The sequence below is a fragment of the Conchiformibius steedae genome, from assembly GCF_014054725.1.
Classification (GTDB): domain Bacteria; phylum Pseudomonadota; class Gammaproteobacteria; order Burkholderiales; family Neisseriaceae; genus Conchiformibius; species Conchiformibius steedae.
In genome coordinates, this window is record NZ_CP059562.1 from 54,546 (window position 1) to 79,922 (window position 25,377).

General features: G+C 46.7%; 13 protein-coding genes. 4 read left to right on the top strand and 9 right to left on the bottom strand.

The window, feature by feature from the left end; translation table 11 throughout:
• Positions 1–39 precede the first annotated feature (39 nt).
• From H3L98_RS00280 to H3L98_RS00310, 7 genes are all read right to left on the bottom strand, one after another.
• Positions 40–1,107, bottom strand: coding sequence for a TerC/Alx family metal homeostasis membrane protein (locus H3L98_RS00280; protein WP_027022260.1), 1,068 nt, complete (start codon positions 1,105–1,107; stop codon positions 40–42).
• Positions 1,108–1,169: 62 nt separating this feature from the next.
• Positions 1,170–2,669: a helix-hairpin-helix domain-containing protein gene (locus tag H3L98_RS00285; protein ID WP_027022261.1), complete on the bottom strand. Its 1,500-nt coding sequence runs from the start codon at positions 2,667–2,669 to the stop codon at positions 1,170–1,172.
• A complete protein-coding gene (locus tag H3L98_RS00290; RefSeq protein ID WP_169733469.1) occupies positions 2,669–4,030 on the bottom strand; it encodes a PP2C family serine/threonine-protein phosphatase in 1,362 nt (453 codons plus the stop codon). Before H3L98_RS00290 ends, H3L98_RS00285 begins: the two co-directional genes overlap by 1 nt.
• A 402-nt stretch (positions 4,031–4,432) precedes the next feature.
• On the bottom strand, positions 4,433–5,476 hold the full coding sequence (locus tag H3L98_RS00295; RefSeq protein ID WP_027022262.1) for a TerY-C metal binding domain-containing protein: 1,044 nt from the start codon (positions 5,474–5,476) through the stop codon (positions 4,433–4,435).
• A gap of 12 nt (positions 5,477–5,488) precedes the next feature.
• Complete coding sequence (locus H3L98_RS00300; RefSeq protein ID WP_027022263.1) at positions 5,489–6,127, bottom strand: vWA domain-containing protein; 639 nt, start codon at positions 6,125–6,127, stop codon at positions 5,489–5,491.
• 136 nt (positions 6,128–6,263) lie between these two features.
• Complete coding sequence (locus H3L98_RS00305; RefSeq protein WP_027022264.1) at positions 6,264–6,887, bottom strand: TerD family protein; 624 nt, start codon at positions 6,885–6,887, stop codon at positions 6,264–6,266.
• Between the two features lie 57 nt (positions 6,888–6,944).
• Positions 6,945–7,583 (bottom strand): vWA domain-containing protein, encoded by a 639-nt coding sequence (locus tag H3L98_RS00310; protein WP_027022265.1) that lies wholly within the window; start codon positions 7,581–7,583, stop codon positions 6,945–6,947.
• A gap of 431 nt (positions 7,584–8,014) precedes the next feature.
• On the opposite strand from H3L98_RS00310, the gene H3L98_RS00315 reads away from it, so the two are divergent.
• Positions 8,015–8,947: a Fic family protein gene (locus H3L98_RS00315; protein WP_211247103.1), complete on the top strand. Its 933-nt coding sequence runs from the start codon at positions 8,015–8,017 to the stop codon at positions 8,945–8,947.
• A 48-nt stretch (positions 8,948–8,995) separates the two neighbouring features.
• Here the strand turns inward: H3L98_RS00315 and H3L98_RS00320 are convergent, their stop codons facing one another.
• Entirely contained in the window at positions 8,996–13,669 is a 4,674-nt protein-coding gene (locus H3L98_RS00320) for an Ig-like domain-containing protein (RefSeq protein ID WP_182078416.1), read from the bottom strand.
• A gap of 90 nt (positions 13,670–13,759) precedes the next feature.
• Positions 13,760–18,421 (bottom strand): Ig-like domain-containing protein, encoded by a 4,662-nt coding sequence (locus tag H3L98_RS00325; protein WP_182078417.1) that lies wholly within the window; start codon positions 18,419–18,421, stop codon positions 13,760–13,762.
• Positions 18,422–18,665: 244 nt separating this feature from the next.
• Here H3L98_RS00325 and H3L98_RS00330 point away from each other — a divergent pair, with 244 nt between their 5' ends.
• The 3 genes from H3L98_RS00330 to H3L98_RS00335 all read left to right on the top strand — a co-directional run bounded on the left by H3L98_RS00330 (position 18,666) and on the right by H3L98_RS00335 (position 25,329).
• Complete coding sequence (locus H3L98_RS00330; RefSeq protein WP_169733470.1) at positions 18,666–22,967, top strand: Ig-like domain-containing protein; 4,302 nt, start codon at positions 18,666–18,668, stop codon at positions 22,965–22,967.
• Between the two features lie 60 nt (positions 22,968–23,027).
• Positions 23,028–23,309, top strand: a complete 282-nt coding sequence (locus tag H3L98_RS10795; RefSeq protein ID WP_220458624.1) for a hypothetical protein — start codon at positions 23,028–23,030, stop codon at positions 23,307–23,309.
• Between the two features lie 421 nt (positions 23,310–23,730).
• Positions 23,731–25,329: a replication initiation protein gene (locus H3L98_RS00335; protein ID WP_051532102.1), complete on the top strand. Its 1,599-nt coding sequence runs from the start codon at positions 23,731–23,733 to the stop codon at positions 25,327–25,329.
• The last annotated feature ends 48 nt before the right edge of the window (positions 25,330–25,377 follow it).

Consider the following 25,377-nt stretch of genomic DNA (forward strand, 5'->3'; position numbering starts at 1 on the left):
TAACACATAGGGCTGTACAACAGGCACAGCCCCTTACACTCAATCTTTATTGTCTTCTTTTTCAGGGAAAACAAACGATGCGGCAATACCGATAGACAACACCACCAATACCACCAGCAAAGACGTATTGGGCGAAATATCCCAGCCGTGATGCCATAAATGATTGGTTGCCGCCAATGCCAATTTGACCGCAATAAAAAACAGCAAGCAAATCACCGCTTTTTCCAAATGCACCAAATAACCTTTTAAGGCTTCCAAAACAAAATACATGGTACGCAAACCCAAAATGGCAAACATCATCGCGCTGTACACGATTAAAGGTTCTTTAGACACGGCAATCACCGCAGGTACGCTGTCAAAGGCAAACATCACGTCTGACAGCTCAATCACCGCTAAACACAAAAATAACGGCGTCGCCACCCACGCACCTTTTTTCAGCGGATGCGGATGGCTGTTTTCGGGGTGTTTCACATCTTCGCCCGCCAATTCCAAACGCACATCGGGATGCGCTGCACGGGCTTCTTCCAATTCTTTGGCATTTAAGAAAAAGTTATGCCCGAACAAACGCGGCCACACCGGAAAAAAACGGTGCACCCAACGATAAGCCAAATGTTCGGAATAATCTTCGTTTTCATCGTCTTCATCGTTGTTTTTCAGCATCATAACGGCAGTCCAACCCACCACTGCGGCGAAAATTAACTCCACATAAGGTCCGAATGCCAGCAACCCCGTACCAATTGCCACAAATATCATACGGAACACAATCGCACCGATAATGCCCCAATACAATACACGGTGGCGATATCCTTCCGGTACTTTAAACCAAGTAAAAATCGCCATCATAACAAACAGGTTATCAACCGACAGCACTTTTTCCAGTGCATAGCCCGTGTAAAACAGGCTGGCGGTTTCGCTGCCGTGATGCACCCACAAATACCCGCCAAATGCCACAGATACCAGCACCCAAAACACCGACCACAAGGACGCGCTTTTTAAGGACATGGGTTTGTCGTCTTTGTGGGCATATAAATCAATTAAGATTGCACCTACCGACAAAATCACGAAAACAGCCACCGTTTCCACAGGAAAACCCAGATGCTCGTTCATTATTATTCTCTCTTTTCAAATCAGGTTAAAAATTAAAAAATCCGTTGGTTTCAAAACAGAATCTAATTGCCTGCCATTTGCACCACAATCAAACGTCCGCCTGTTCCTTTTTGCAATAAAATCTGCACGCCGTCTGCCAGTTTAACCTTGCCGCCGATGGGAACGGGGGTTTTTTGCACCACATCGTGCATTTCGGGCAATTTTTCGTTTACCAGCCACCAATCGCCGTTATGTAAAAGAAAGTAACCTACCCTTTTAGCATCTTCCGTGCTTAAACGCTCGTTGGGAAAAACATTGCTGTCGGCATGCCATTTAAATAAGGATTGTCCGCTGTATACCATAATGCGGTGATTATCGGGACGGTAGCTGCCATTGGGCGCGGCAGAATATAAATTTAATACGGGCAGGCTGCCCGAATGCGGCGTACCGCAAAACGGACACACGGGGTTTCTGCGGTTATCAAAGGCGTAAAACTTTTGCTTACAATCCGCATTGGCACAAGGTTGCAACAAATCTACGGTTTTAACCAAGGCACGTTCCCATTCGTCTGCGGTCGGACGTTTGTTCGGATCGTGCAAGCCGTCAATAAAAGCCTGTTCAAACAGTTTGGCAATATAGCTGCCGCACACCGTATAAGGCATTTTGTCCGTGTCTTTCCACGGTAATTCGCTGGGTTTGACATTGGCTGTTTTAATGCGGTTGCTGCGGTCGTTAGGGTGCTCCACAAACAAGGCTTGACTGCCCATTGCCAGCGTTTCATCATTTTGGGTGTCGTTGGGGTCGTGAATTTTATCGCCGCGCAAGGGGTGGCGGTACAATAAATACATATAAATCAATACCGCCAAAGCATGTAAATCAGTGGTTCGGCTGGGCAGTTTGCGCTGCGGGTCGTCTGTGGGCAAATGGGCAGTAGCAACCACTTCGGGCGCGATAAAATCGGGTGTACCCACCACAGACGGCGGATGTTTTCCCGGCACCACCAAGCCGTCAATATCAATCAAGCACGCCTGACCGCTCACAGGGTCAATCAGGCAGTTTTTATAACCCAAATCGCTGTGGCTCAACCCCGCCATATGCATACGCCTTACCGCCCTCGCCAGCATAATGCAGATTTTCAAATGGCTCATCCAATCACCCAATTCGCGCGGGTCTAAAAATTTTTGGCGGTTAGACGCACTGGCAAACCATTTTCCATCCTTTTCTTTGCCTTTAATCCCCAGCATATCATTGTTTTGGCTGCCATGTTCAAAGAAAAAGCAATCGCGGTAAAACGGCGACACCACGCCCAAATGTCCTTCATGTTCCACCACGGCGGTGGGCCAGCAATACAGTTTTTTCAGATACTCCCCGCCTTCCTGTTCAAAAATGCGCTCACGGTAACGCCCTGCAATCATTTCCAAACGTTCGCGCACGGCAGGGTCGGCTTTTTCGCGGAAAAACGCCACCACATAATCGCCATCGGGGGAAAATTTCACATCTTTCATCCCCCCTTGTGCTTTTACCTCATCAATAAAACGTATGGTTTGACCATTGGTTGCGGTAACAGTAATAATTTTACTCATTATTTTCCACCTTCCTGATAATGGTTTTGCGGTGCGTGATGAGGAATAAACAATGCCAACGTGCGGTCATCGTGGTTGCCGGGCGACCAAAAATCCAACCAATGAATCAATGCTTCAGCACTGTCTGCCGCTGCCAAAGGCTCTTGTAATTCATCCCACAATTTCTGCCATTCTTCTGCCTGTGCCAAACGGGCTTCGGTTTCAAATTTGGCATCCGACACCCCATCCGTCATCACCATCACGGTGGGTTTTTGCTCGGTATAATGCGTTTGTAAACGTTTTTGCAATTGTTCGGGCTGTACTTCCTGCGCCGACAAAAAACGGGTTTCGCCGGAATACGCACCACTGTCTGCTTCACCCAATAAAATAACTTGTTGGCTCTGCGGCAACCACAACGCCGCCGCACCGTCGCCCACCCAATACGCCGCCGACAACCAACGTCCATCTTTTGCGGGCATGGTCAGCACCACCAACAGGGTACACGACAGACTTTTTAAAGCCAAACCGTTTTGTTTTGCCACTTTATTTTGTTCTGCACAAGCAGCATAAGCAGCTTGTTCCAACAAACTTTTTAATACATCCTCTTGCTGTTGAATATCCAATACCGGTAATTTGTAAAAATCCTTTTCCGGATGATGCAAAAATTCCTTTACCGTATCGCGCACGGCATGTACCACCACTTGCGAACCCAAACGCGAAAACTCCGCACTGCCCGCCCCGTCTGATACCGCCAACAAATGCACACGGCTGGCTTCATCATAGTACAAAGCAAAATCATCATCGCAAAACAAACCCTTATGCGCATGAGAACGCCCACGCACCCGTGCAGCAATCAAACGTCCCTCATCTGTGGTCAGATTAAGTTTGTCTTGGTCGGGTTTGGCAAAACGGTCGTTTTGATTAGACGGTATGTTTTCCCATAAATCTTTCGGGTCGGGATTAACAAAAACAGTCTGCTCGCCATTCTCAAAAAACTCTCTTCTTGCCCAACCTCTATTAACCCAATAACGATATTTAATCCGCACATTATTGCTGTATTGGGGCGTGCCGCTAATTGCGTGTGTTTCTTTATCCCAAAACAAACCGATATCTGCAGGTATAATCTGCAAAATTTCAACCTCTGCAGGCAACGGGGCTTTATAAGGCTTGCCCTTATTGGCGTTCGGCAAACTGAAGGTATTTTGTGGTGCTTGAGCGCGTTGCCCTATGGGTTTTGCCTGTGCCAAAGCATCTGTAGAAATATGATTTAAAATGGTTTTATTTGATACGGGACGCATGGTTTCTGTTTGTGTATCCGGTACATCGGTTTGCGTATCGCTGACTGCTTGCACTTGGTATTCGCTGTTTTCGTTTTCCGACAAAATAGATTCCGGATGATGTTGCCCGTCAGAATGTTCAAGCCGGATAGTTTCTTCATCTGCAATAGCTTGAGTTTGATGATTTTTTTCTAATGCGCTGGAATCAATTTCCCGCTGCATGCTTGGAGCACTGTTTTCTTCAGCAGCAGGGGCTAATAGGGTTTCCTGATGATGGTTCGGTTGTTTATCATCATTCTGATGCAACTTGTGCCAACCATCATTCAAAATTCTTATAATCTCATAATTGTTGCAAATATTATCTTTATTATCATCAAATTTTTCTCGTAAAAATCTTAATAACTGTTCATCTTCTGCTTGAATTATTTTTTGTAGAAAAGTACGTATATTTTTCAATTTTTTTATAGTCTCTTGATTCATAATAATTTCCTTTAGTTTAATCCAACCCTAACCGCGTGAACGGGCAATATCAAAGTCCCCTTCTGCCGCACCCATATACAATTGCTTACTGCAGGCAGGACAAACGGCTTCGCCTTCACCTTCTACGCACAGCACCTGCCCGCAACCGCCGCAAGTTGCCAAGCCATAGGGCGCACCGCAATGCGGACACCCTCCCCCGCCCATCAAACGCGATGCGGCAACGGTTTGGGTATTGACACGGCTGTCCGACCATTCCGCATAATCGGCTTCTACGGCAAATACGCCGACATAACGGTAAACTTGCGGGCTTTGTTTGTTAAAAAACGGAATATCCGCCATATCGGGCAAACGTTCGTATTTCATCAGGTAAGGTAATTTGGTTTTAGAACACAATCCGTTGATAATCACATAATTTTCGTCAATGGCAATGGCTTCTTCCAAATTTTTGACCAGCGACAAGACGGAGTTTTGTTTGTCTAAAGTAACCGGTACATCTACGCCCAAGCTGCGGCTTTGTGATGAAACGGATTGGGAAATCCAATGGATAAATTCTTTGAAATCGTTTTCGTTACACTGCTCCAAACGCAATGTTTCTTGACTGATGCCGCTTAACAGCGACAAATCGGCAAACGCGCCAATGCCGATGGAAATTAAAGTGGCTCTTGTAGAAAAATATTTTTGCCAACGGGCGATGGCGGAAGCAGGATTGTCGGTGGCGCTACCGTCTGACATAAAATACACCACAGGTTTCCAATCGCCTTTTTGCTGCGGGGTATTGCGTACCACCTGACGGTCAATTTCGTCCATTACATGATTTAACGCCATGCCGATAGATGTGCCGCCGCCCACAGGCAGACGCGGGGGATAAAACACGGGCAATTCCACCAAAGGTACTATGGTTTTGGCAACGCCGGCAAAGGCAATCACCGACAAATACACGGTTTCCAAAGCATAAGGGTCTTTGCGCAAGGCATCAATCAAACGGGCAATGCCTTCCTGCATATGGCGCAAATGATTGCCTACCATGCTTTCCGAAACATCAATCACCAAAAAAATCGGCAAACGGCGCATCATGCTTCCCCTTTACAAAACCACATTGATTTCGGGCGGCGGCGGTGGCAGCTCGTTCCCCACCGAACTACCCACGCTGACACTGGTGCTGGCAACGGCTGCCGATACCCATTGGAAAAATTTGGCAAAAGAAGCAGCATCCATAATATCTAAAGACACCACGGTATCGGTCAATTGTTTTAAATAGGCGGCATCGGCTTTGGGTCCTGCGGCACACGCCACAATATTACCGAAACCCAATTGTTTGATAGTCGGGATAATTTCACTATAAACCAATAAATCGGTGGGTTTACCGTCGGTTAATACGATTAAAATCGGACGCCAATCGCCTTTTTGCTGCGGCGTGCCGACAATCCGGTCGCGCCGAACCGCATCGGCAATGTGTTCCAGCACCCCGCCCAAAAACGTCGCCCCGCTTTCGGGACACACAATTTCAGGCAGCACCACCTGTTCCAAGGGTGTCAGCGGCAAAACCGTTTTAATGTGGCTGTCAAAAGTGGTAATGCTTAAATGCACACTTTCCAAAGCATACGGGTTTTGCCGCAGCGATGCCATCAGCGATTGCAAACCCGTATTAACCGCTTCAATCGGCTCGCCGCGCATGGAACCTGAAGTATCAATACAAATATAAGTTAAAAGTCGGCGGGACATACGATTCCTTACTTTAATTCATCGGCTGTATTTCAATATAAAGTTGATTAAAATTGTTTTTATTTTTATCAACCATAAAACGGGGCAAATTGAAAAAACCGCCTGAAATACCCGTATCGGCATTGCAGGCAAATAATTAATAAGGCAGATAGTTTTTCAATAAATCCACAAAACGGTCGGTTTCGGCAAATTCGCCAATCGCGCTAAACAGCCAGCCGCCGTTCCCATCCCGCTCGGCACGGGCAAAGGTCATGGCGCAGTGCGCACGGTTTTCGGCACGCCCGCCAATATCATAACGGCAGATTTCCACACCTTTGGCATCTGCGGCACGAATAGAAGCACGGCTCACCCCCGCAAACGACTGTCCGCGTTCTTTTCCTTTAAAAATAACCACCAAAAACACAATCGCCGTATAGCATTCGGGCAAGGTATCCAAATCCACCATAATGGTTTCATCATCATCTGCCCCCGCCGAACCGGTGCGGTTATCGCCGCTCAAACGGATTTTGCCGCTCGGATGCACCAGCGAATTGTAAAAAACCACATCGCTGTCAATCAAAGTATGACGCCCGTTGGCACTGACTACACCCAAATTGGCAACCTGACCGTGTTCGTCCAACAAAAATGCAATGGCGTCCAAATCATATTCTGGCCGGGTTTCCGCCACATCCCAGCCCAAGCCCACATGCAGGCGCGACAGGTCAAACCCGCTGTTTTTACGCAGGCTTACCCCCTGTCCCTTTTTCAAACTGATGGCCATACTGTTTTACCTTACCATTTTAAACAGCAATTCAGATTAGGGCATTTCCCCAGTACTTTACAACACCACGTTCACTTCCGGCGGCGGCGGCGGCAGTTCGTCCAAACCGCTGACTTCCTTCCCGCCATTTTCAACTTTTTGGCTGGACACCGAAATAGACGAAGACACCCATTTGAAAAAGCTGCGGATAGACGCAGTATCCGCCGTATCCAAAGACACCACGGTTTCCGTAATTTGTTTTAAGGTTTCGCCATCCGCATAAGGACCTGCGGCACACGCCACAAACGGACCTGTTTTAATCTGGCGCAATGCCTGAATACCCCGTGCCAAATCATCGGTAGGCGAGCCATCCGACAGCAAAAACACCATCGGTTTCCAATCGCCTTTTACTTCCGCACTGCCTTTAACCACTTCACGGTTCACACAATCTGCCAACAAGCTTAATGCCTCGCCCATTGCCGTTACGCCTGAAGCCTGTATATCGGGAATTTGAAAATTAATCAGTTCGGTTAAAGGGGTTATTTGTTTCGCTTGATTGTCAAAGGTAATCACCGACAAATAAGCCGTTTCCAAAGCATAAGGATCCTGACGCAAAGCCGAAACCAATACCTGAATACCGTTACGCACCGCTTCAATGGCTTCGCCCTGCATTGAACCGGACGTATCAATTAATAAATAAACCGGTAAACGTCTCATATTTAATGCCCCCTAAACTAAAATTAAAAATAATTAATTAGAAAGAAAAATCCAAAAAATAATAATTGATATATGATATATGATATATGATATATGATATATGATATATGATATATGATATATCAATCAAGTAAATCACTTACCCACAATTGTTTGTGTAAATAAAATGTAATTACATGGAATTATAAGATAAAACGCATTTTATGTAAACAAAAACTGAAATAAGTTTAAAAAAATTTGCACTAAATATTTCGCCCAATTACATATTGAAAAACTTGCTGCCTCAACAGTTCATTTTCGCGTCCGCGAAAATATAGCGGATAAAAACGAGACAAGGCGATAACGCCGTATCGTTGCGATTTTAATCCACTATAAATACGATAAACAGATATAATAAAGCAATATCAAACCACCATCATTTTATACACATTATGCCTGCCCATACCGAATTAGCACATTTGCGCACCTTGTTCCACCAAAAAATCATGCAAAATAATCAATTACTTAATTTATCTGCTATTTGGCACGATACACCTGATTTTAGCGAATTAAAAGCGCAGTTAAGCGATTTAAAAGCCTGTTTGGACAGCTTCCGTCCTTTATCGGGAAACGAAGTTTTTAAATTAAAACAATCTTTTGATATTGAATATACTTACCAAAGCAATAAAATTGAAGGCAATACTTTAAGTAAAAACGAAACGCATTTGGTGGTGAATAAAGGTTTTACGGTAAAAGGTAAAACGCTGGCAGAGCATCTGGAAGCTGTGAATCACCAAGAAGCCATTGATTATATTCGTGAAGTGGCATCTTCCGAACTGCCTTTTGACAAGCGTTGTCTGCTGGATATTCATGCGCTGATTTTGCATGGCATTAACCGTGAAAATGCGGGCAGATACCGTTTGGAAGATGTGCTGATTTCGGGCAGCAGTTTTATTCCGCCATCATTTTTGCACATACCCGATTTAATGAATCAATATTTTGATTTTTATCATAAAAATAAAGATATCATGCACCCTGTTGAGTTGGCGGCGGAAATGCATGAACGTTTGGTTACCATTCATCCGTTTATTGACGGCAACGGGCGCACGGCACGACTGGTTATGAATTTAATTTTATTAAGAAACGGTTATCCGATTACGATTTTGGACAGTGAAAACGATAAACGTTTGGCGTATTACGATAGTTTGGAACAGGCACAAACAGGGCAAGACCCTGAAAAAATACAATTTAAAGTATTGATTGCGCAAAATGTTAAGCATTGGTTATTGGTTTATTTAAATTTGTTGGCACCCAACGGCAATGCTGAAGCGCAACAGAAGGGCTATTATTTCTTCAAAAGAATTGAAACTCTGTTGCAGGCATAAATGGATTTCGGGCAAGCCAAGGCTGCAGCTTGCCCGAAGTTTTTGTTTTTAAATCAAACTGAAGCTGTTTTCGTCAATCTGTAAACCTGTGCCGATGGTGGCAAAATGTACGCTTTGACCATTGTTATCATAGTTTAATTTACCCGTTGCGCTGTCGTATTGGATATGCTGCATCACTTTGCCTGTTTCCAAGGCAGTAAACACATTTTGCGAAAGGGCGATGGTGTCTTCGCCTACGGTAAAGTCGGCAATGGTATCTACCGACAGCAAATCACTGAATACAAAGGTATCACGCCCTTTACCGCCCGTTAAGGTGTCGTTACCTGCGCCGCCTTCCAAACGGTTATCGGCGGCATTGCCTTTCAACACATTTGCCAAAGCATTACCAATAGCATTCACATTGTCCGTGCCATACAAATGCAGGTTTTCTACATTCTCACCCAAAGTATAGCTGATGTAGCTGTGAACGGTGTCGTTGCCTTCGCCAACAGCTTCGGTAACGGTATCGGCTGTGTTATCCACCACATAAGTATCGTCGCCCACGCCACCACTCATTTTGTCTGCATCTGCGCCACCATCCAAATAGTCATTACCGCCGCCACCGTTGATGGTGTCATTACCTTTACCGCCGTGAATGGCATTAGCCGCATTGTTGCCTGTTAAGGTGTCGTCATAATCCGAACCAATCAGTTTTTCAATCTGCGTACCGTAACCGATAAAGGCTTGGTTTTGGGTGTAATTATTAAAACGGATTTTATCTACACCACCGTTGATATTGATGTTGGCAGGCTGACCAAAATAGGTATTGATGCCTGCGGATGTGTAGGGTGCTGCCATCAGGAAATTTTCAGTTTTTTTGCCTGCATAAATCCACGAACCGGGGGTTAGGTTTACGTTTACGCCCTGTGTTTGGTCGGAAGCGTCAAAGGTGTCCACACCGCCGCCGTCCCAAATATACACATCACGTTCCACACTGTGGTCGCTGGCGGCACGGAAACGGTACACATCATTACCCTTGCGCACATTGGGATTGACACCAAAGCGGTAATGCAAAAACGCCACGTCAAAAATACCCAGCTGCGGATACGCCAAATCCTGTTCTTTATACGACAAAGCAGTTAATAAGCGGCTGTTTTCGGCATGGGGCATCTGAATATTGCCCTGATGAGGGTGTTCCGCGCCCAAAGAATGCAGCACTTCGTGTAAAACTACATTCAAAGGATAATCGTCCGACAGCGATTTTTTTCCGCCTTCCAACAAGCTGTTACCCATATACACATCGCCGCCGTATTCGGCATGGGCGTTGGAGTTAGTAGATTGTTTTTTCACAATATAAAAACGGATGGCGACATCATCGCGCAAAACTGATTCCGTTTGTTCAAAATGGATATTGGCGTATTGGCTGATAATATCCAAAGCCTTTTTCACACCTGCAACGTCTTTCTCGCCAAAATTAAAATAATAGCCATTACTCAAATTAACGATTTTATACGGCAGCACCGCCGCTTTACTGAAGTCAATCGGCGCACGTTCATTGTGGTAAGTCGGGAACTGAAAGATACCTCTACGCCCCTTTTCGACCAACAAGGAATTAATAAAATACGCACGACCACCATCGCTGTCACGGTCAATAGTGTGGGCGCTGACAAAATCGGCGGACAATTCAGGGGCGCGTGATAAATGTGCTTCAGTACTTGCTTTTTGCGTACCTTTACGCTGCAAACTTGCCTGAACGCTGCCGTTATCCGCCAGCAACTCGCTGTCCACGCTTTGGCGGAAAGTTAAATCCTGATTTACAACGGTTTCGTAATTTTTTCCGCCAACAGTTAAAGTAACCGTATCACCCGCTTTGGCATCGCCGCTTACCCTGCCGCTGATTTCTACGCTGCTGCGGGTATCTGCCGCCAAATCAAAGATATTGTTGGCAATCGGGGTGTTTTTATCCAAAACAATATGGCTGGCATTTAGCGTAGGCGTATCAATCGGTTTGGCATAATAGTGGAAACCTGGGTTTTGGCTGGGAACAAGCTCATAAATTTGTTTTTCCGTATCAAATGCATAGCTAACTTGCTTACCCTGAATAGACGGCAAATCGCTTTCGGCAATATCCACCACAAATTTTTGCGTTTGTGGGTCCACTACCGAACGATAGCTTTTATCGCCGATTTTGACGGTAACAGCATGCAAACGGTGTTTGTTATAGCCCACAGCAAACGCACCTTCCAGCTTCACCATGCCGCCGATGCGGATAAAGCCGCTATCAGGCATAACCGCAGGGTCAATCTGATTCAGATGAATCGCGGCGGATTCGGGTTTGGGTGTAGGTAGAACGGGTGGCGTGGGCGGTGGTGTAACAGGTGCATTTTCTACCTGATAGCTAACGGCAGCTTCCGCTTTACCTGTATTGCCCGCATCATCACGCAAACTCATTTGCGCCTTCACTTCATGGCTGCCTGAAGCTGCCAACTGTTCGCCTGAAACCTGAACTTGGAAATGCCCGTTTTTCTGAACGGTGGTTTGCAGGCTTTGCCCGTTAATCTCCAGTACAACAGTGCTGCCTGCGCTAAATTCGCCGCTTACCGTGCCCGACAAAGTGTGCATCTGCGAACGTTCACCGTGTTCCAAAACACCGTTTTCGGTAATCGGATTCAGGGTAATTTGAGCGGACGGAGCAAGCGTATCTACTTGATAACTTGCCGTTTGGCTGCTGTCCGCGCTGTTACCAGCCTTATCCGTTACTTGTGCTTGGACGGTAATGCTGTTTGCACCCTGATTCTGCGCCAACTTGCTGCCTGCAATGCTGGTTTGCCAGCGATTACCTGTAACGGTGGCATCGTGAGTTTCGCCGTTAATTTTTACGCTCACACGGGTGGCGGCAGGGTTCACATCGTTGTCGTATTTCAGGCTGCCTGAAACGGTAACGGTGTTCAGGCTGTTTTGATGGTTCAGGATTTTGCCTTGATTGATTGAATCAATACTGATTACAGGCTGTTTCAGTTCGGTATCTACCTGATAGGTTTGCACCACGCTTTTTTCGGCGCGGTTGCCGTTTGGGTCGGTTATGGTCAGCACGGCTTCAACTTGTTTGTATTGTGCCAGTTTGCTGCCGTCTGCTTCTACGCTGTAACTGCCATCTTTTACTACGGCATTTAAGGTTTCGCTGCCGATTTTAACGGCAACGGTGGCGGTTTCGCCGCTTTTGAGCGTACCGATGCTACCTGAAAGGGTGATTTTTCCATTGGCTTCGCTGCGGTTGATAATATTGTCGGTAGCGATTTTGTTCCACGTTAATGTGGCGGCAGGGTCGGCAATGGCAACGGTATAACCCTGACTGTCGCTCACTTCGGCAGTGTTGCCTGCTTCATCGCGCACATTGACACGGGCAATCATCACATGGCGACCGTCTGCCACCAGTTCACTACCATCAAATTCTACGGAGAATATGCCGTTTTGCACTACGGCGGTTTTGTCCACCGTACTGGCGCAGTTGGGGCAGCCGCAGGAAATAATCACTTCACTGCCGTCTGCTACTTTTTCAGTACGTCCCGAAATACGGATTTTGCCTTGTGATTCGGTACGATTGATGATGTTGTCGCCAGTAATGGCATCCAAACTAATGGTGCCAGTCGGAGGTGTGGTCACAACACGGTAAGCGTGTTCAACCTTGCCTTGGGCGGTGTTGCCTGCTGGGTCGGCGGTATCTACTGTCGCGCTGATGCTTTGATGGTTAGCTAGGGTGTTACCATCTACTACCGCGCTAAATTCACCTTTGGCAACAGTAGCGCGATACTCTGCATTGCCTACGCGTAAAACCACGGTATCGCCGTCTTTGGCATTCTGCACACTACCTGAAACGGTAACCGCAGTTTGTTTCGATTCGGCAATGTTGATGATATTGTCGGCAGTAATGGGTTTGAGTTTAATGATAGGGGTAGCGATTTCAGTATCTACGCTGTAGGTTTTGGCTACGCTGTGGCTGCCACCCTTGCCATTAACGGTGGCGGTAATGCTGTTGGCATTTGCCAACACTTTGCCATCTACTGCTTGTGAGAAGCTGCCGTTTTGTATGGTGGTTTCTACATTGTGGTTGCCAATTTTTAACACCACAGTATCGCCATTCGCCGCATTTTTAACTGTGCCAGAAACGGTCACACTATCGGTGGCTTCAGCGTGGTTAAGGGTATTGTCGGCAGTAATGGCGTTAAGGGTGATTTCGGGTTTGGCAACAGGTAAGGGATTGCCTGCATCAGATTGGTTGCCTGTTCCGCTGGGGGGGTTAGGGCTATTTTGCGGGGTATGGTTTGGTTCATTTGAACCGCCACCGCTTTTACCACCCGATGCAGCTGCGGCAATCCCGCCCACAGCCACCAAAGCACCCGCACCCCACAGCAAGGGACTACCACCTACTGTTTGAGCCGTTACCGCTGCCGAACTACTGATTACCGCAGTTTGCGCAACAGGCGTTGCCATTTCGCCACCCGAAGCAACGGGCATTAATACCTGTTCGCCATAAGATTCAATCCACACAATGGGTTCGCTGCCATCGGGTAACAGCCACTTTAAGCTGTTGCCCTCGCGCACAGGGGTTAAAACCGCCCCTGTTTCGTCAATCAACTCATATTGCGCCCCTGCCTGCGCTTGAATTTTGACCGCTTGAGCGGGGTTTAGTTTTTGTACGGTGCTATGACCGTTTACAGTGGTTTTTAGAGTATAGGTTTTCATGATGATTATTCCTAGACAATGGTCGTATCTGGATTGGAAGCAATGTTAAACAGGCAGCTCCCAACTTGAAAGCTGCCTGAACATCACGGTTTAAATCAGGCTGAAGCTGTTTTCGTCAATCTGCAAACCCGTGCCGATGGTGGCAAAATGTACGCTTTGACCATTGTTATCATAGTTTAATTTACCCGTTGCGCTGTCGTATTGGATATGCTGCATCACTTTGCCTGTTTCCAAGGCGGTAAACACATTTTGCGAAAGGGCGATGGTGTCTTCACCTACAGTAAAATCAGTAATGCTGTCCACATTGCCTTCCAGCAAATCACTGAATACAAAGGTATCACGCCCTTTTCCGCCTGTTAAGGTGTCGTTACCTGCGCCACCTTCCAAGCGGTTATCGGCGGCATTGCCTTTCAGTACATTTGCCACGGCGTTACCAACGGCGTTTACGTTGTCCGTGCCGTATAAATGCAGGTTTTCTACGTTTGCGCCCAAGGTATAGCTGATGTAGCTGTGAACAGTGTCGTTGCCTTCGCCAGCAGCTTCGGTAATGGTATCGGCTGTGTTATCCACCACATAAGTATCGTCGCCCACGCCACCACTCATTTTGTCTGCACCTGCTCCGCCGTCCAGATAATCGTTACCGCCACCACCGTTGATGGTGTCCTTGCCTTTACCGCCATAAATGGCATTAGCCGCATTGTTGCCTGTTAAGGTGTCGTCATAATCCGAACCAATCAGTTTTTCAATCTGCGTACCGTAACCGATAAAGGCTTGGTTTTGGGTGTAATTATCCAAACGCACTGCGCCCACGCCACCGTTAATGCTCACATTCTTAGGCAAACCAAAATAAGCATGGTTATCCAAATAAGTATATGGCGCAGTCATCAGGAAATTTTGGGTTTTCTCCCCTGCATAAATCCACGAACCGGGGGTTAAGTTGACGTTTACACCCTGTGTTTGGTCGGAAGCGTCAAAGGTGTCCACGCCGCCGCCGTCCCAAATATACACATCGCGCTCCACGCTGTGTCGGTTGGCAGGACGGAAACGGTACACGTCATTGCCTGTGCGCACATTGGGATTGACACCAAAGCGGTAGTGCAAAAACGCCACGTCAAAAATACCGAGCTGCGTTTCAGCAGTAGGGGTATCTTTATAAGCGATTAAGGAATTCAAAGCAGTGTCTTCTGCTTTTGGCATTTTTAGCAAACCAGATTCAGGATGTTGCAAGCCCAAGGAATGCAGTATCTCATGTAGCAAAATCTTCTGCGGATTATCGTCCAACAAAGATTTTCCTTTTTCTGTCAGATGCTTACCCATATACACACTGCCGCCGTAGTAGGCATGGGCATTGGTACCGCCTTTCACATTAGTCATATAAAAGCCAATGGCGACGTCCCAATAGTCGGCAGACGGTTTTTCTTCAAAACGGACATTGGCGTAGCTGCTAATATGCTCTAAAGCCTTTTTCACACCGGCAATATCGTTTTCGCTAAAGGCAAAATAGCGTCCATTGTTCTGATTAAAGATTTTATACGGCAACACCGCCTCTTTACTGAAATCAATCGGCGCATATTTAGTGTGATAGCTTGGGAATGCGTCGCCCCGCGATTCAACCATCAACGAGTTAATAAAATAGGGACGACCACCCTCAGTCTGGCTGTCAATCTTATGCAGACTGACAAATTCAGCAGACAATTCGGGTGCACGCGATAAATGCGCTTCGGTTGTTGCTTTGTCCACACCATCGCGGCGCAAGGCTGCCTGAACGCTGCCGTTATCTGCCAACAACTCGCTGTCCACGCTTTGGCGGAAACTTAAATCCTCCGCCACCACTGTGTTGAAAGTCTCTTTGCCCACCGTTAAAGTAACCGTATCGCCTGCTTTGGCATCGCCGCTTACTTTGCCGCTGATTTCTACACTTCTGCTTGTATCTGCCGACAAATTAAAGAAATTTTCGGCAATCGGCGTGTTCTCATCCAAAACGATATGGCTGGCATTCAGCTTGGGCGTTTCATTCGGTTGGGCGTAATACTTAAAGCCCGGATTCGTACTGGGAACAAGATTATAAATATTTTCATCTGTCTCAAATTCATAGCTGACCGCTTTGCCCTGAATAGACGGCAAATCGCTTTCGGCAATATCCACCACAAATTTTTGTGTTTGTGGGTCCACTACCGAACGATAGCTTTTATCGCCGATTTTGACGGTAACAGCATGCAAACGGTGTTTGTTGTAGCCCACAGCAAACGCGCCTTCCAGCTTCACCGTGCCACCAATGCGGATAAAGCCGCTATCAGGCATAACCGCAGGGTCAATCTGATTCAGATGAATCGCGGCGGATTCGGGTTTGGGTGTAGGTAGAACGGGTGGCGTGGGCGGTGGTGTAACAGGTGCATTTTCTACCTGATAGCTAACGGCAGCTTCCGCTTTACCTGTATTGCCCGCATCATCACGCAAGTTCATTTGCGCCTTCACTTCACGGCTGCCTGAAGCCGCCAATTCGCTGCCTTTAAACTCTACCGAAAATTTGCCATCTGCCTGAACGGTGGTTTGCACGACTTTGCCATTAGCAGTTAAGGTCAGCGCATCATTTGCCTTAAATTCGCCCGTTACCTTGCCCGAAACGGTTACGCTGTTTTGTGCTTCGGTATGGCTTAACACATTGTCGCCAGCAATCTTGTCCAACACGATTTTGGCAGAAGGGGCAAGCGTGTCCACACGGTAATCCGCTTTGGCACTGCTGTCCGCGCTGTTGCCAGCTTTATCCGTTACTTGTGCTTCTACGGTAATTTGATTATCACCCTGATTTTTCGCCAACTTGCTGCCTGCAATGCTGGTTTGCCAGCGATTGCCTGTAACGGTGGCATCGTGAGTTTCGCCGTTAATTTTTACGCTAACACGGGTGGCAGCAAGGTTCACATCACTGTCATGGTTCAGGCTGCCTGAAACGGTAACGGTGTTCAGACTGTCTTGATGATTCAGAATTTTGCCTTGATTGATTGTGTCGATAGCAATCACGGGCTGTTTCAGTTCGGTATCCACCTGATAAGCCTGCACCACGCTTTTTTCGGCACGGTTGCCGTTTGAGTCGCTTACTGTCAGCACGGCTTCAACTTGTTTGTACTGTGCCAGTTTGCTGCCGTCTGCTTCTACGTTGTAGCTGCCGTCTTTTACCACCGCATTTAAAGTTTCGCTGCCGATTTTGACCGCAACGGTAGCGGTTTCGCCGCTTTTGAGCGTACCGATACTGCCTGAAAGGATGATTTTTTCTTGTGATTCTTTATGGTTAATGATGTTATCTGCGGTAACTTTGTTCCACGTTAATGTGGCGTCAGGGTCCGCAATGGCAACGGTATAACCTTGGCTGTCGCTCACTTCGGCGGTATTGCCTGCTTCATCGCGCACATTGACACGGGCAATCATCACATGGCGACCGTCTGCCACCAGTTCACTACCATCAAATTCTACGGAGAATATGCCGTTTTGCACTACGGCGGTTTTGTCCACCGTACTGGCGCAGTTGGGGCAGCCGCAGGAAATAATCACTTCACTGCCATCTGCTACTTTTTCAGTACGTCCCGAAATACGGATTTTGCCTTGTGATTCGGTACGATTGATGATGTTGTCGCCAGTAATGGCATCCAAACTAATGGTGCCAGTCGGAGGTGTGGTCACAACACGGTAAGCGTGTTCAACCTTGCCTTGGGCGGTGTTGCCTGCTGGGTCGGCGGTATCTACTGTCGCGCTGATGCTTTGATGGTTAGCTAGGGTGTTACCATCTACTACCGCGCTAAATTCACCTTTGGCAACAGTAGCGCGATACTCTGCATTGCCTACGCGTAAAACCACGGTATCGCCGTCTTTGGCATTCTGCACACTACCTGAAACGGTAACCGCAGTTTGTTTCGATTCGGCAATGTTGATGATATTGTCGGCAGTAATGGGTTTGAGTTTAATGATAGGGGTAGCGATTTCAGTATCTACGCTGTAGGTTTTGGCTACGCTGTGACTGCCGCCCTTGCCACTAACGGTGGCGGTAATGCTGTTGGCATTTGCCAACACTTTGCCATCTACTGCTTGTGAGAAGCTGCCGTTTTGTATGGTGGTTTCTACATTGTGGTTGCCAATTTTTAACACCACAGTATCGCCATTCGCCGCATTTTTAACTGTGCCAGAAACAGTCACACTATCGGTGGCTTCAGCGTGGTTAAGGGTATTGTCGGCAGTAATGGCGTTAAGGATGATTTCAGGTTGGGCAACAGGTAAGGGCTTGCCTGCATCAGATTTGTTACCTGTTCCGCTGGGGGGATTAGAGCTATTTTGTGGGGTATGGTTTGGTTCGTTTGAACCACCGCCTTTACCGCCCGATGCAGCTGCGGCAATACCACCCACAGCCACCAAAGCCCCCGCACCCCACATCAAGGGACTACCACCTACTGTTTGAGCTGCGACTACTGTGGGGCTTTTAATTGCTACTGTCTCGCCAATGGGCGAGACCATTTCGCCACCCGAAGCAACGGGCATTAATACCTGTTCGCCATAAGATTCAATCCACACAATGGGTTCGCTGCCATCGGGTAACAGCCACTTTAAGCTGTTGCCCTCGCGCACAGGGGTTAAAACCGCCCCTGTTTCGTCAATCAACTCATATTGCGCCCCTGCCTGCGCTTGAATTTTGACCGCTTGAGCGGGGTTTAGTTTTTGTACGGTGCTATGACCGTTTACAGTGGTTTTTAGAGTATAGACCTTCATTATCATTCCTTTCGTAGATATTTGTTGGATAAACTAATTTTACGCCAACTTCCCTTGTCATTCAACACAGAAATCATCTATCAGCGTATTTGTCAATCAAAATTTCAGTTGAAATATCATAGACTGAAACAATCGTTCAAAAATCCATTAGCAATGCCTGTGCCAGATGTGGCAAAACTTGAAAACCAATAGGCAAAAGCGTAAAATTTACCTTATACGACAAACATCTATGAAAGGAAATTCAGTGAAAAACCTCACTCTGAAAACCACTGTAAACGGACGCACCACCGAACAGCCCTTAGGCACGCGCCCCGTGAAAATCCAAGCACAAGCAGGGGCACAATATGAGTTGATTGACGAAACAGGGGCGGTTTTAACCCCTGTGCGCGAGGGCAACAGCTTAAAGTGGCTGTTACCCGATGGCAGCGAACCCATTGTGTGGATTGAATCTTATGGCGAACAGGTATTAATGCCCGTTGCTTCGAGTGGCGAAATGGCAACGCCTGTTGCGCAAACTGCGGCAATCAGTAGTTCGGCAGCAGTAACGGCTCAAACAGTAGGTGGTAGTCCCTTGCTGTGGGGTGCGGGGGCTTTGGTGGCTGTGGGTGGTATTGCCGCAGCTGCATCGGGCGGTAAAGGCAGCGGCGGTTCATCCGAAACCAATCACAACAGCAAGCCATCATCACAACCGTCTAAAACGCCTCCTGTCATCACCTTAAATCCGATTACCGAAGACAATATCATCAACATCGCCGAGTCACAGCAAACCACCATTGTCGTTTCTGGGCGCGTAGCGCACGCAGAAGAGGGGGATCTCGTTGTGATAATGGTAGGACAAGCCCAATACCGCGAACGGCTCTCAGAGGGCAAATTTAGCGCCCTAGTGGACGCGCAGACTTTAGCCAACCATCAAAGCATCAGCGCCACGGTGGAAAATGCCAAGGGGCACACCACCTCAAATACAACGCAACACGCTTACCAAGTGGACACCGAAGCACCGCCGCAGCCCGTGTTAAGCATTGATGCCCTGACGGGCGACAATGTGATTAACCGCAGCGAGGCACAAGGCAGTGTGTCTGTTAGCGGGACGGCGCAAAATGTGGACAACGGCACAACGGTAACGGTGGTATGCGGTTGTCCCGTTTGCAGCGGGGTCAGCAAAACGGCAACGGTCACAGACGGGCGCTTCAGTGTGCTGTTTGACGGCAGCGATTTGGTGGCAGACGGGCATCACATGATTACCGCGCGTGTGTTGGTTAGCGATGAAGCAGGCAATACGGCACAGGCACAAGCTGTTCAAAACTACACCGTGGCATTGGAAAATTCTGCTGCTGTTATCGTGTGGGACGATATTGCAGGGGACAACATCGTCAATGCCGCCGAGTCACAAGGCAAAGTGACTTTGTCAGGGCAGATTGTTGGGCTGAAAGATGGCGAGACAGCCACGGTAACGGTTACCGTTGGCAATCAGAGCCATCAGGCACAAGTGGTCGGACAGCGTTTCAGTGTGAGTGTGGACGGTACGCAATTGGCAAACGGTAACCGCGCGATTGCCACGCTGCAGGTAAGCGATGCGGTGGGTAATCTCACCGAAAAAACCGCCGTGCGCGAATATGGGTACGACGTAGCGCCTCCCAGCGTGCAAATTACAGCCGATCCCATCCATCATGGCAAAACCCTCAACCAAGCCGACAGTCTGCAATCTGTGCGCATTTCAGGGCAGCTGCAGCACGGTTCTGATGTTAATCCTGCCGACACCCGTGTGACGGTTACGGTAAACGGCAAAACGCACTCAGCCACGGTAACAGGCAAGCACTGGCAAACCGACATCGCAGGCAGTGTTTTCGCACAACAGCAAGGCGACAACCGCATCAGCGTACAGGCACAGGTTAGTGACAAGGCAGGCAACCGTGCCGACAGCAGTACCACTGCCGATTATCGCGTGGATACTATTGCCCCATCCGTCCAAATTAGTCTTGACCCCATTGCCGAGAACGGTGTTTTGGAACATGGCGAACGTTCACAGATGCACACCTTGTCAGGCACAGTAAGCGGCGAATTTAGCGCAGGCAACACCGTTGTGCTGGATATTAACGGGCAAAGCCTGCAAACCACTGTTCACGCGGATGGGCGTTTTCAAGTTCAAGTTTCGGGTGAACAGTTGGCAGCAGCTGGCAGCCGCGCAGTCACAGCCCAAATTTCACTGCACGATGAAGCAGGCAACACGGGGCAAGCCGAAACTGCCGTCAGCTATCAGGTAGCAGATGTGCCCGTTCCTCCCCCAGTCGTACCCCTTGTTCCCCAAGTAGAGCCTGCACGTATCCAACTCAATCCGTTTGACGCCACTGCTGCCGACTTGCCCCGCCACATCCGCATTAGCGGGCATTTGGATTTGAAAGGCGATTTCTTGCTTGGGCAAAACAAAACCCGTGTGTATGCCATTACCATCCATATCGGCGATAAAAGCTACACCACCCACATTGACCGCAGCGACCAGAGTTTTGTGCTGTCTGTGCCTGAAGCCGATGTATCGACTCTAAACGGGCAAAACGTCCGTTACAGCTTTGACCAAGCCAACGTACTGTACAAGCTGAATAGCACCAACAGCAAACACGAAATCACCACCGTTCTGACCCCAGAACTGAAATCAGAAAACGTGGTTTTGGACGCAAACAGCCCCATTCAAAACGGCGTTTTCCGTGCGACTTTTCCTGAAAACACCGTTACCGTTTCCGGCAAAGTATCAGGCGAAGGTATTCAGGCAGGCGACAGTGTAGTGGTGGAAATCGGTAGTGAGCGTATTCAAACTGAAGTGGGTAGTGATTTAGGCTTTAGCGTGCAGGTAAACCGCGAATGGCTGGCAAACAGCAAGGGCATTTACGCCAAACTGCTGAAGCAAGGGGAAACGGCTGCGGAAACTGAAGCCTTGTTTGTGCCTGTTCCTGTAAACGGTAACAGTGAATTTGTCTCTGCTCATAGTCATCAAGATTTCCAAAAAAACGCCATGCCGTATTTTTTCAAGGCGCTGATGGTAGATGCTTGGGGCAATCCACCACCGCTTTATCACACTGCCAAAGCACCGTTTGGTACATCAGAAACGGCTGAAATCCACTACCGCTTCCGTGAAGCGCCACCACAATCTAAAACATTCAGCCCGATTAACCGTGATGCCGTGCGTCAATCCCTGTCTGTTTTCAGTAAATATGCCAATATCCGTTTTACCGAAACGGAAGATCCCGATAAAACCGATATTATTTATACCCTTAACGACTTAAAATCCGCTTATGGTTTGGCACAATACGGTGGCAACGTGCAATTGGGTACGATTTTGCTTCACAAAGGGGGAACCAAAAATTTGGCAAATCCCATTGGTACACAAACCATTTTGCATGAAACCCTGCATTCACTTGGCTTAAAACACCCGTTTCAAGGTCAATATCAGCTGCCCAAAGTAGAGAATCGTATTTCACTGACGGTGATGTCGTATTCCCATGATGTGAACAAACAGGATTTGGGTATTTACGATTTGGCATTTCTGCATTACCGCTTTGGCGTTAATCCCAATGTGCGTGCAGAAAACAATACCTACCGTTTTAAACCCGTTAACCCTGAAAGCAGTGATTTGGATATTTACCTGTGGGATGGTGGAGGTGTGGACACCTTTGACGCGTCTGACCAAATTCAGGGGGTAAATGTTAATTTAACGCCAGGTTCGTGGATTTATGCAAGCAAACAATCTGCCAATTTGGTTTACGACCCTGCCAATGATTTTACCAACCAGCAATATTTTGGTTTGGACCCATCTACCCGCATCTTGAGCGGTTTGGCAGACGCATTTAGCGAAAAATACGCCTATACCCATAACCAAGCCTTTATCGGCTACGGTACGCAAATTGAAAACCTGATGGGTTCTGCCTACAACGATGTTTTAACGGGTAACAACGCTGCCAATACCATTCAAGGTGGGGCTGGTAATGACATCATCAGCGGGGGAGCTGGTAATGATTACTTGGACGGTGGTTCAGGTATGGACACCATGCATGGTGGTACAGGTGATGATGTTTATGTCATTAATCAGCAGACTGACTCTGTTGGCGAGAATGAAAACGAGGGCGATGATACTGTGTACAGCTATGCGGATTATGTATTGGGCGAGCATGTAGAAAACCTGTATCTGTATGGTGCGGCACAAACGGCAACGGGTAATGCTTTGGACAATGTGTTGACGGGTAATGCATCAGACAACCGTTTGGAGGGTAAGGGTGGGAATGATACGCTGACAGGTGGTGAGGGACGGGATACATTCGTGTTCAGTGATTTGTTGTCTGTGGATACGGTAACTGATTTTGCTGTAGGCGAAGATACCCTTGCTTTGTCCCATGAGGTGTTTGTAGGGATTGCCGATACTGCTGATATTTTGAACAAGGTCAGTTATAACCAACAAAGCGGTCAGTTGAGCTATATGGACACATCTGGACAAAGCATTCACTTTGCCACATTGATGGCAGGTTTGCATTTGGATGAAAACAGCTTTAGTTTGATTTAAGCTTGTTTGGATTGGTCAGGAAAAAGCATTTGACGTGGGCGTAATGCCCACGTTTTTTGTTTGGGTTTAAACGATGGTTGGTGGTGGCTGCAAAAGGGTAAATTTCAGCAAAAAGTAGTAGTAAAAAATTTTGTCGTGGGACGGGCGTTTGTCGGTGCTGCCTACTACTACTATTTATATTTAAATACTTTAAATACTTTAGGAGGGCTGAAAGCCTTTATCCATGCGGCTTCCAGCGATTTAAGGTGTACAAAAATACAGAAAAGGTGTACAAAAATACAGAAAAGGTGTACAAAAGTACAAAATAAGTGGCTTTTTGTGTATTTTTGCAACCACCATTAAGTTTTTGTTTTAATTAAAATAAGTGAATTTTGAAAAATTTGATTTTTTTAGGTGTACTTTTTTACAAAATAAGTGGCTTTTTATTTATTTTAAAATACACTAAATTTTTTCAATGTTAATAATTTAATTTTAATATTAGAAATAAATTCATAATTTATAAGTTATAAATAATAAATAATTTTTAGATCCTATTTTGTTTTACATTTTTTAACTAAATAAATTTATTTTAAATCAATTAACTATAAAGGTGTACTGAAAAATAAATTAAGTGTAGTTTTAATTTTTAGTTAAGTACACTTTTTATTTTAATTAAAATCAATAAGTTAATTATATTTTTTATAAAGGTGTACCGATAAAATTTACAAGTGTATTTGTTAAGTATTAAGATATCCACTTTTAGGCAGAAAACGGTTAAAAATCGATGTCGGAACACAAATTTTTATCTGCGGCTTCGGCAGTGCGGGTGGCGCAGTCTTTGATTCATATCCAGCACAATATTTCATTGCAGCAGTACAAAATTTGGCTGATTTTGCTGCGCTACTATCAGGCAAATTTGCACAATATGCGGGCGTTTGACGACAATGGTTTTTGTGTGATTTCCAATCTTGAAATCGCCGAAAGCCTGAATGTAACGCAGCAGTCGCTGCAAAAAATGCTGGATAATTTGGATGCCATCCGTAAGGAAACTTTGGTGTTGAATTATTTGAATAAAGACAATATGGGGGTTTCGCGGGTAACGGGATTTTTGTCAGAATTTGAAATTCATCAGGAAACGGCAACGGTGGGATTTAAGTTGCCAACCATTGTCCAAGATGTGTTGTTAACGGAAAACTTGGGCTTAAAACAATGGTTTTTATTGTTAAATTGGGGGATTTTTTCTAGTTTTAACAATAAATATGAGGCGATTATTTACAAGCTGTGCAAGGATTATCAGGGGGTGGGGAAAACGGGTGTGTTGGATTTGGACAGGCTGCGGGAATATTTGGGATTAAAATCTGACCAGTATGTCAGTTTTAAGGAATTGAACCGTAAGTGTATTAAGGTGCCTGTGGAGAATTTGAACGCACATGAAATTTGCGATATTGATGTGGGGGTGGAATACATCAAACGCGGCAGAACGGTAACGGGTATCCGATTTATGATTTCGCCGCGCCAATCAGCGATTTTGGAGGGCTTGCCGAAGGTGGAACACGACACCCCTGCCCCGCAGGAACAGGTGTTTCAGCAGGCGCGTATTGCCATTCCGTTTGACAAGCAGCAACAGTATTTGTCGCAATATTCGCCTGAGCAGATTGAGCGCATTATTGAGCGGGCAAATGCGTTTTGTGATCAGTGCAAACGGCAAAAAAAACCGGTAAATATCGGGGGAATTTATCATAAGGCGTTTGCGGACAACTGGGGGGATACCTTGGAACTGCCTGCCCGCTCCGAGCCTGTTTTTTGCGAATGGAGCGATATTCCCCTCAATACCCATTTCCGCCATGAAAACGGCAGTATGTGGTATAAGCGCACGGGGGATTCATTGTTTAATCTTTCTGAAAACAAAAGTTTGCCTGCCACGTTTACCATGATGCTGATTAAACAGGGGGTGTTGATGTGGGTAGATGAACCTGATATGTCGGAACAAGCCTTTATTCAGTCTGAAACCGAACAAAAAGATTCGTCCAAAGCACGGGCATTGGCTATTTTGGCGCGTTTGAATCGGGAACAGCGCCAACAGGCGGGACAACAGATTTTAAGAAGTGTGTCGCCTGCGTTTAAAGAAATGATTAAAAATTATATTGAACGGGATAATTTGGAAAGTTTAATCGGGCGTTTTAAAGAGTGCTATCCGGTTTTTGAAGGTTTTAACCATGTTTTGCTGTCTGATTCGGGTCAGACCGTGCCGGAAAAAACCAAAGACCATGAGCAAACGTTCTCTGTTGCCGTTACGGAAGAAACGGAAAAACGGCAACGCTATATTCAAATGCTGAAAAAAGGCTTGATTACCGTTGAAGAATTTGAATTGTTGATTCAATAATCGTGTGCATTTTCGCGTCCGCGAAAAATTATTCCTTTTCAATACAGG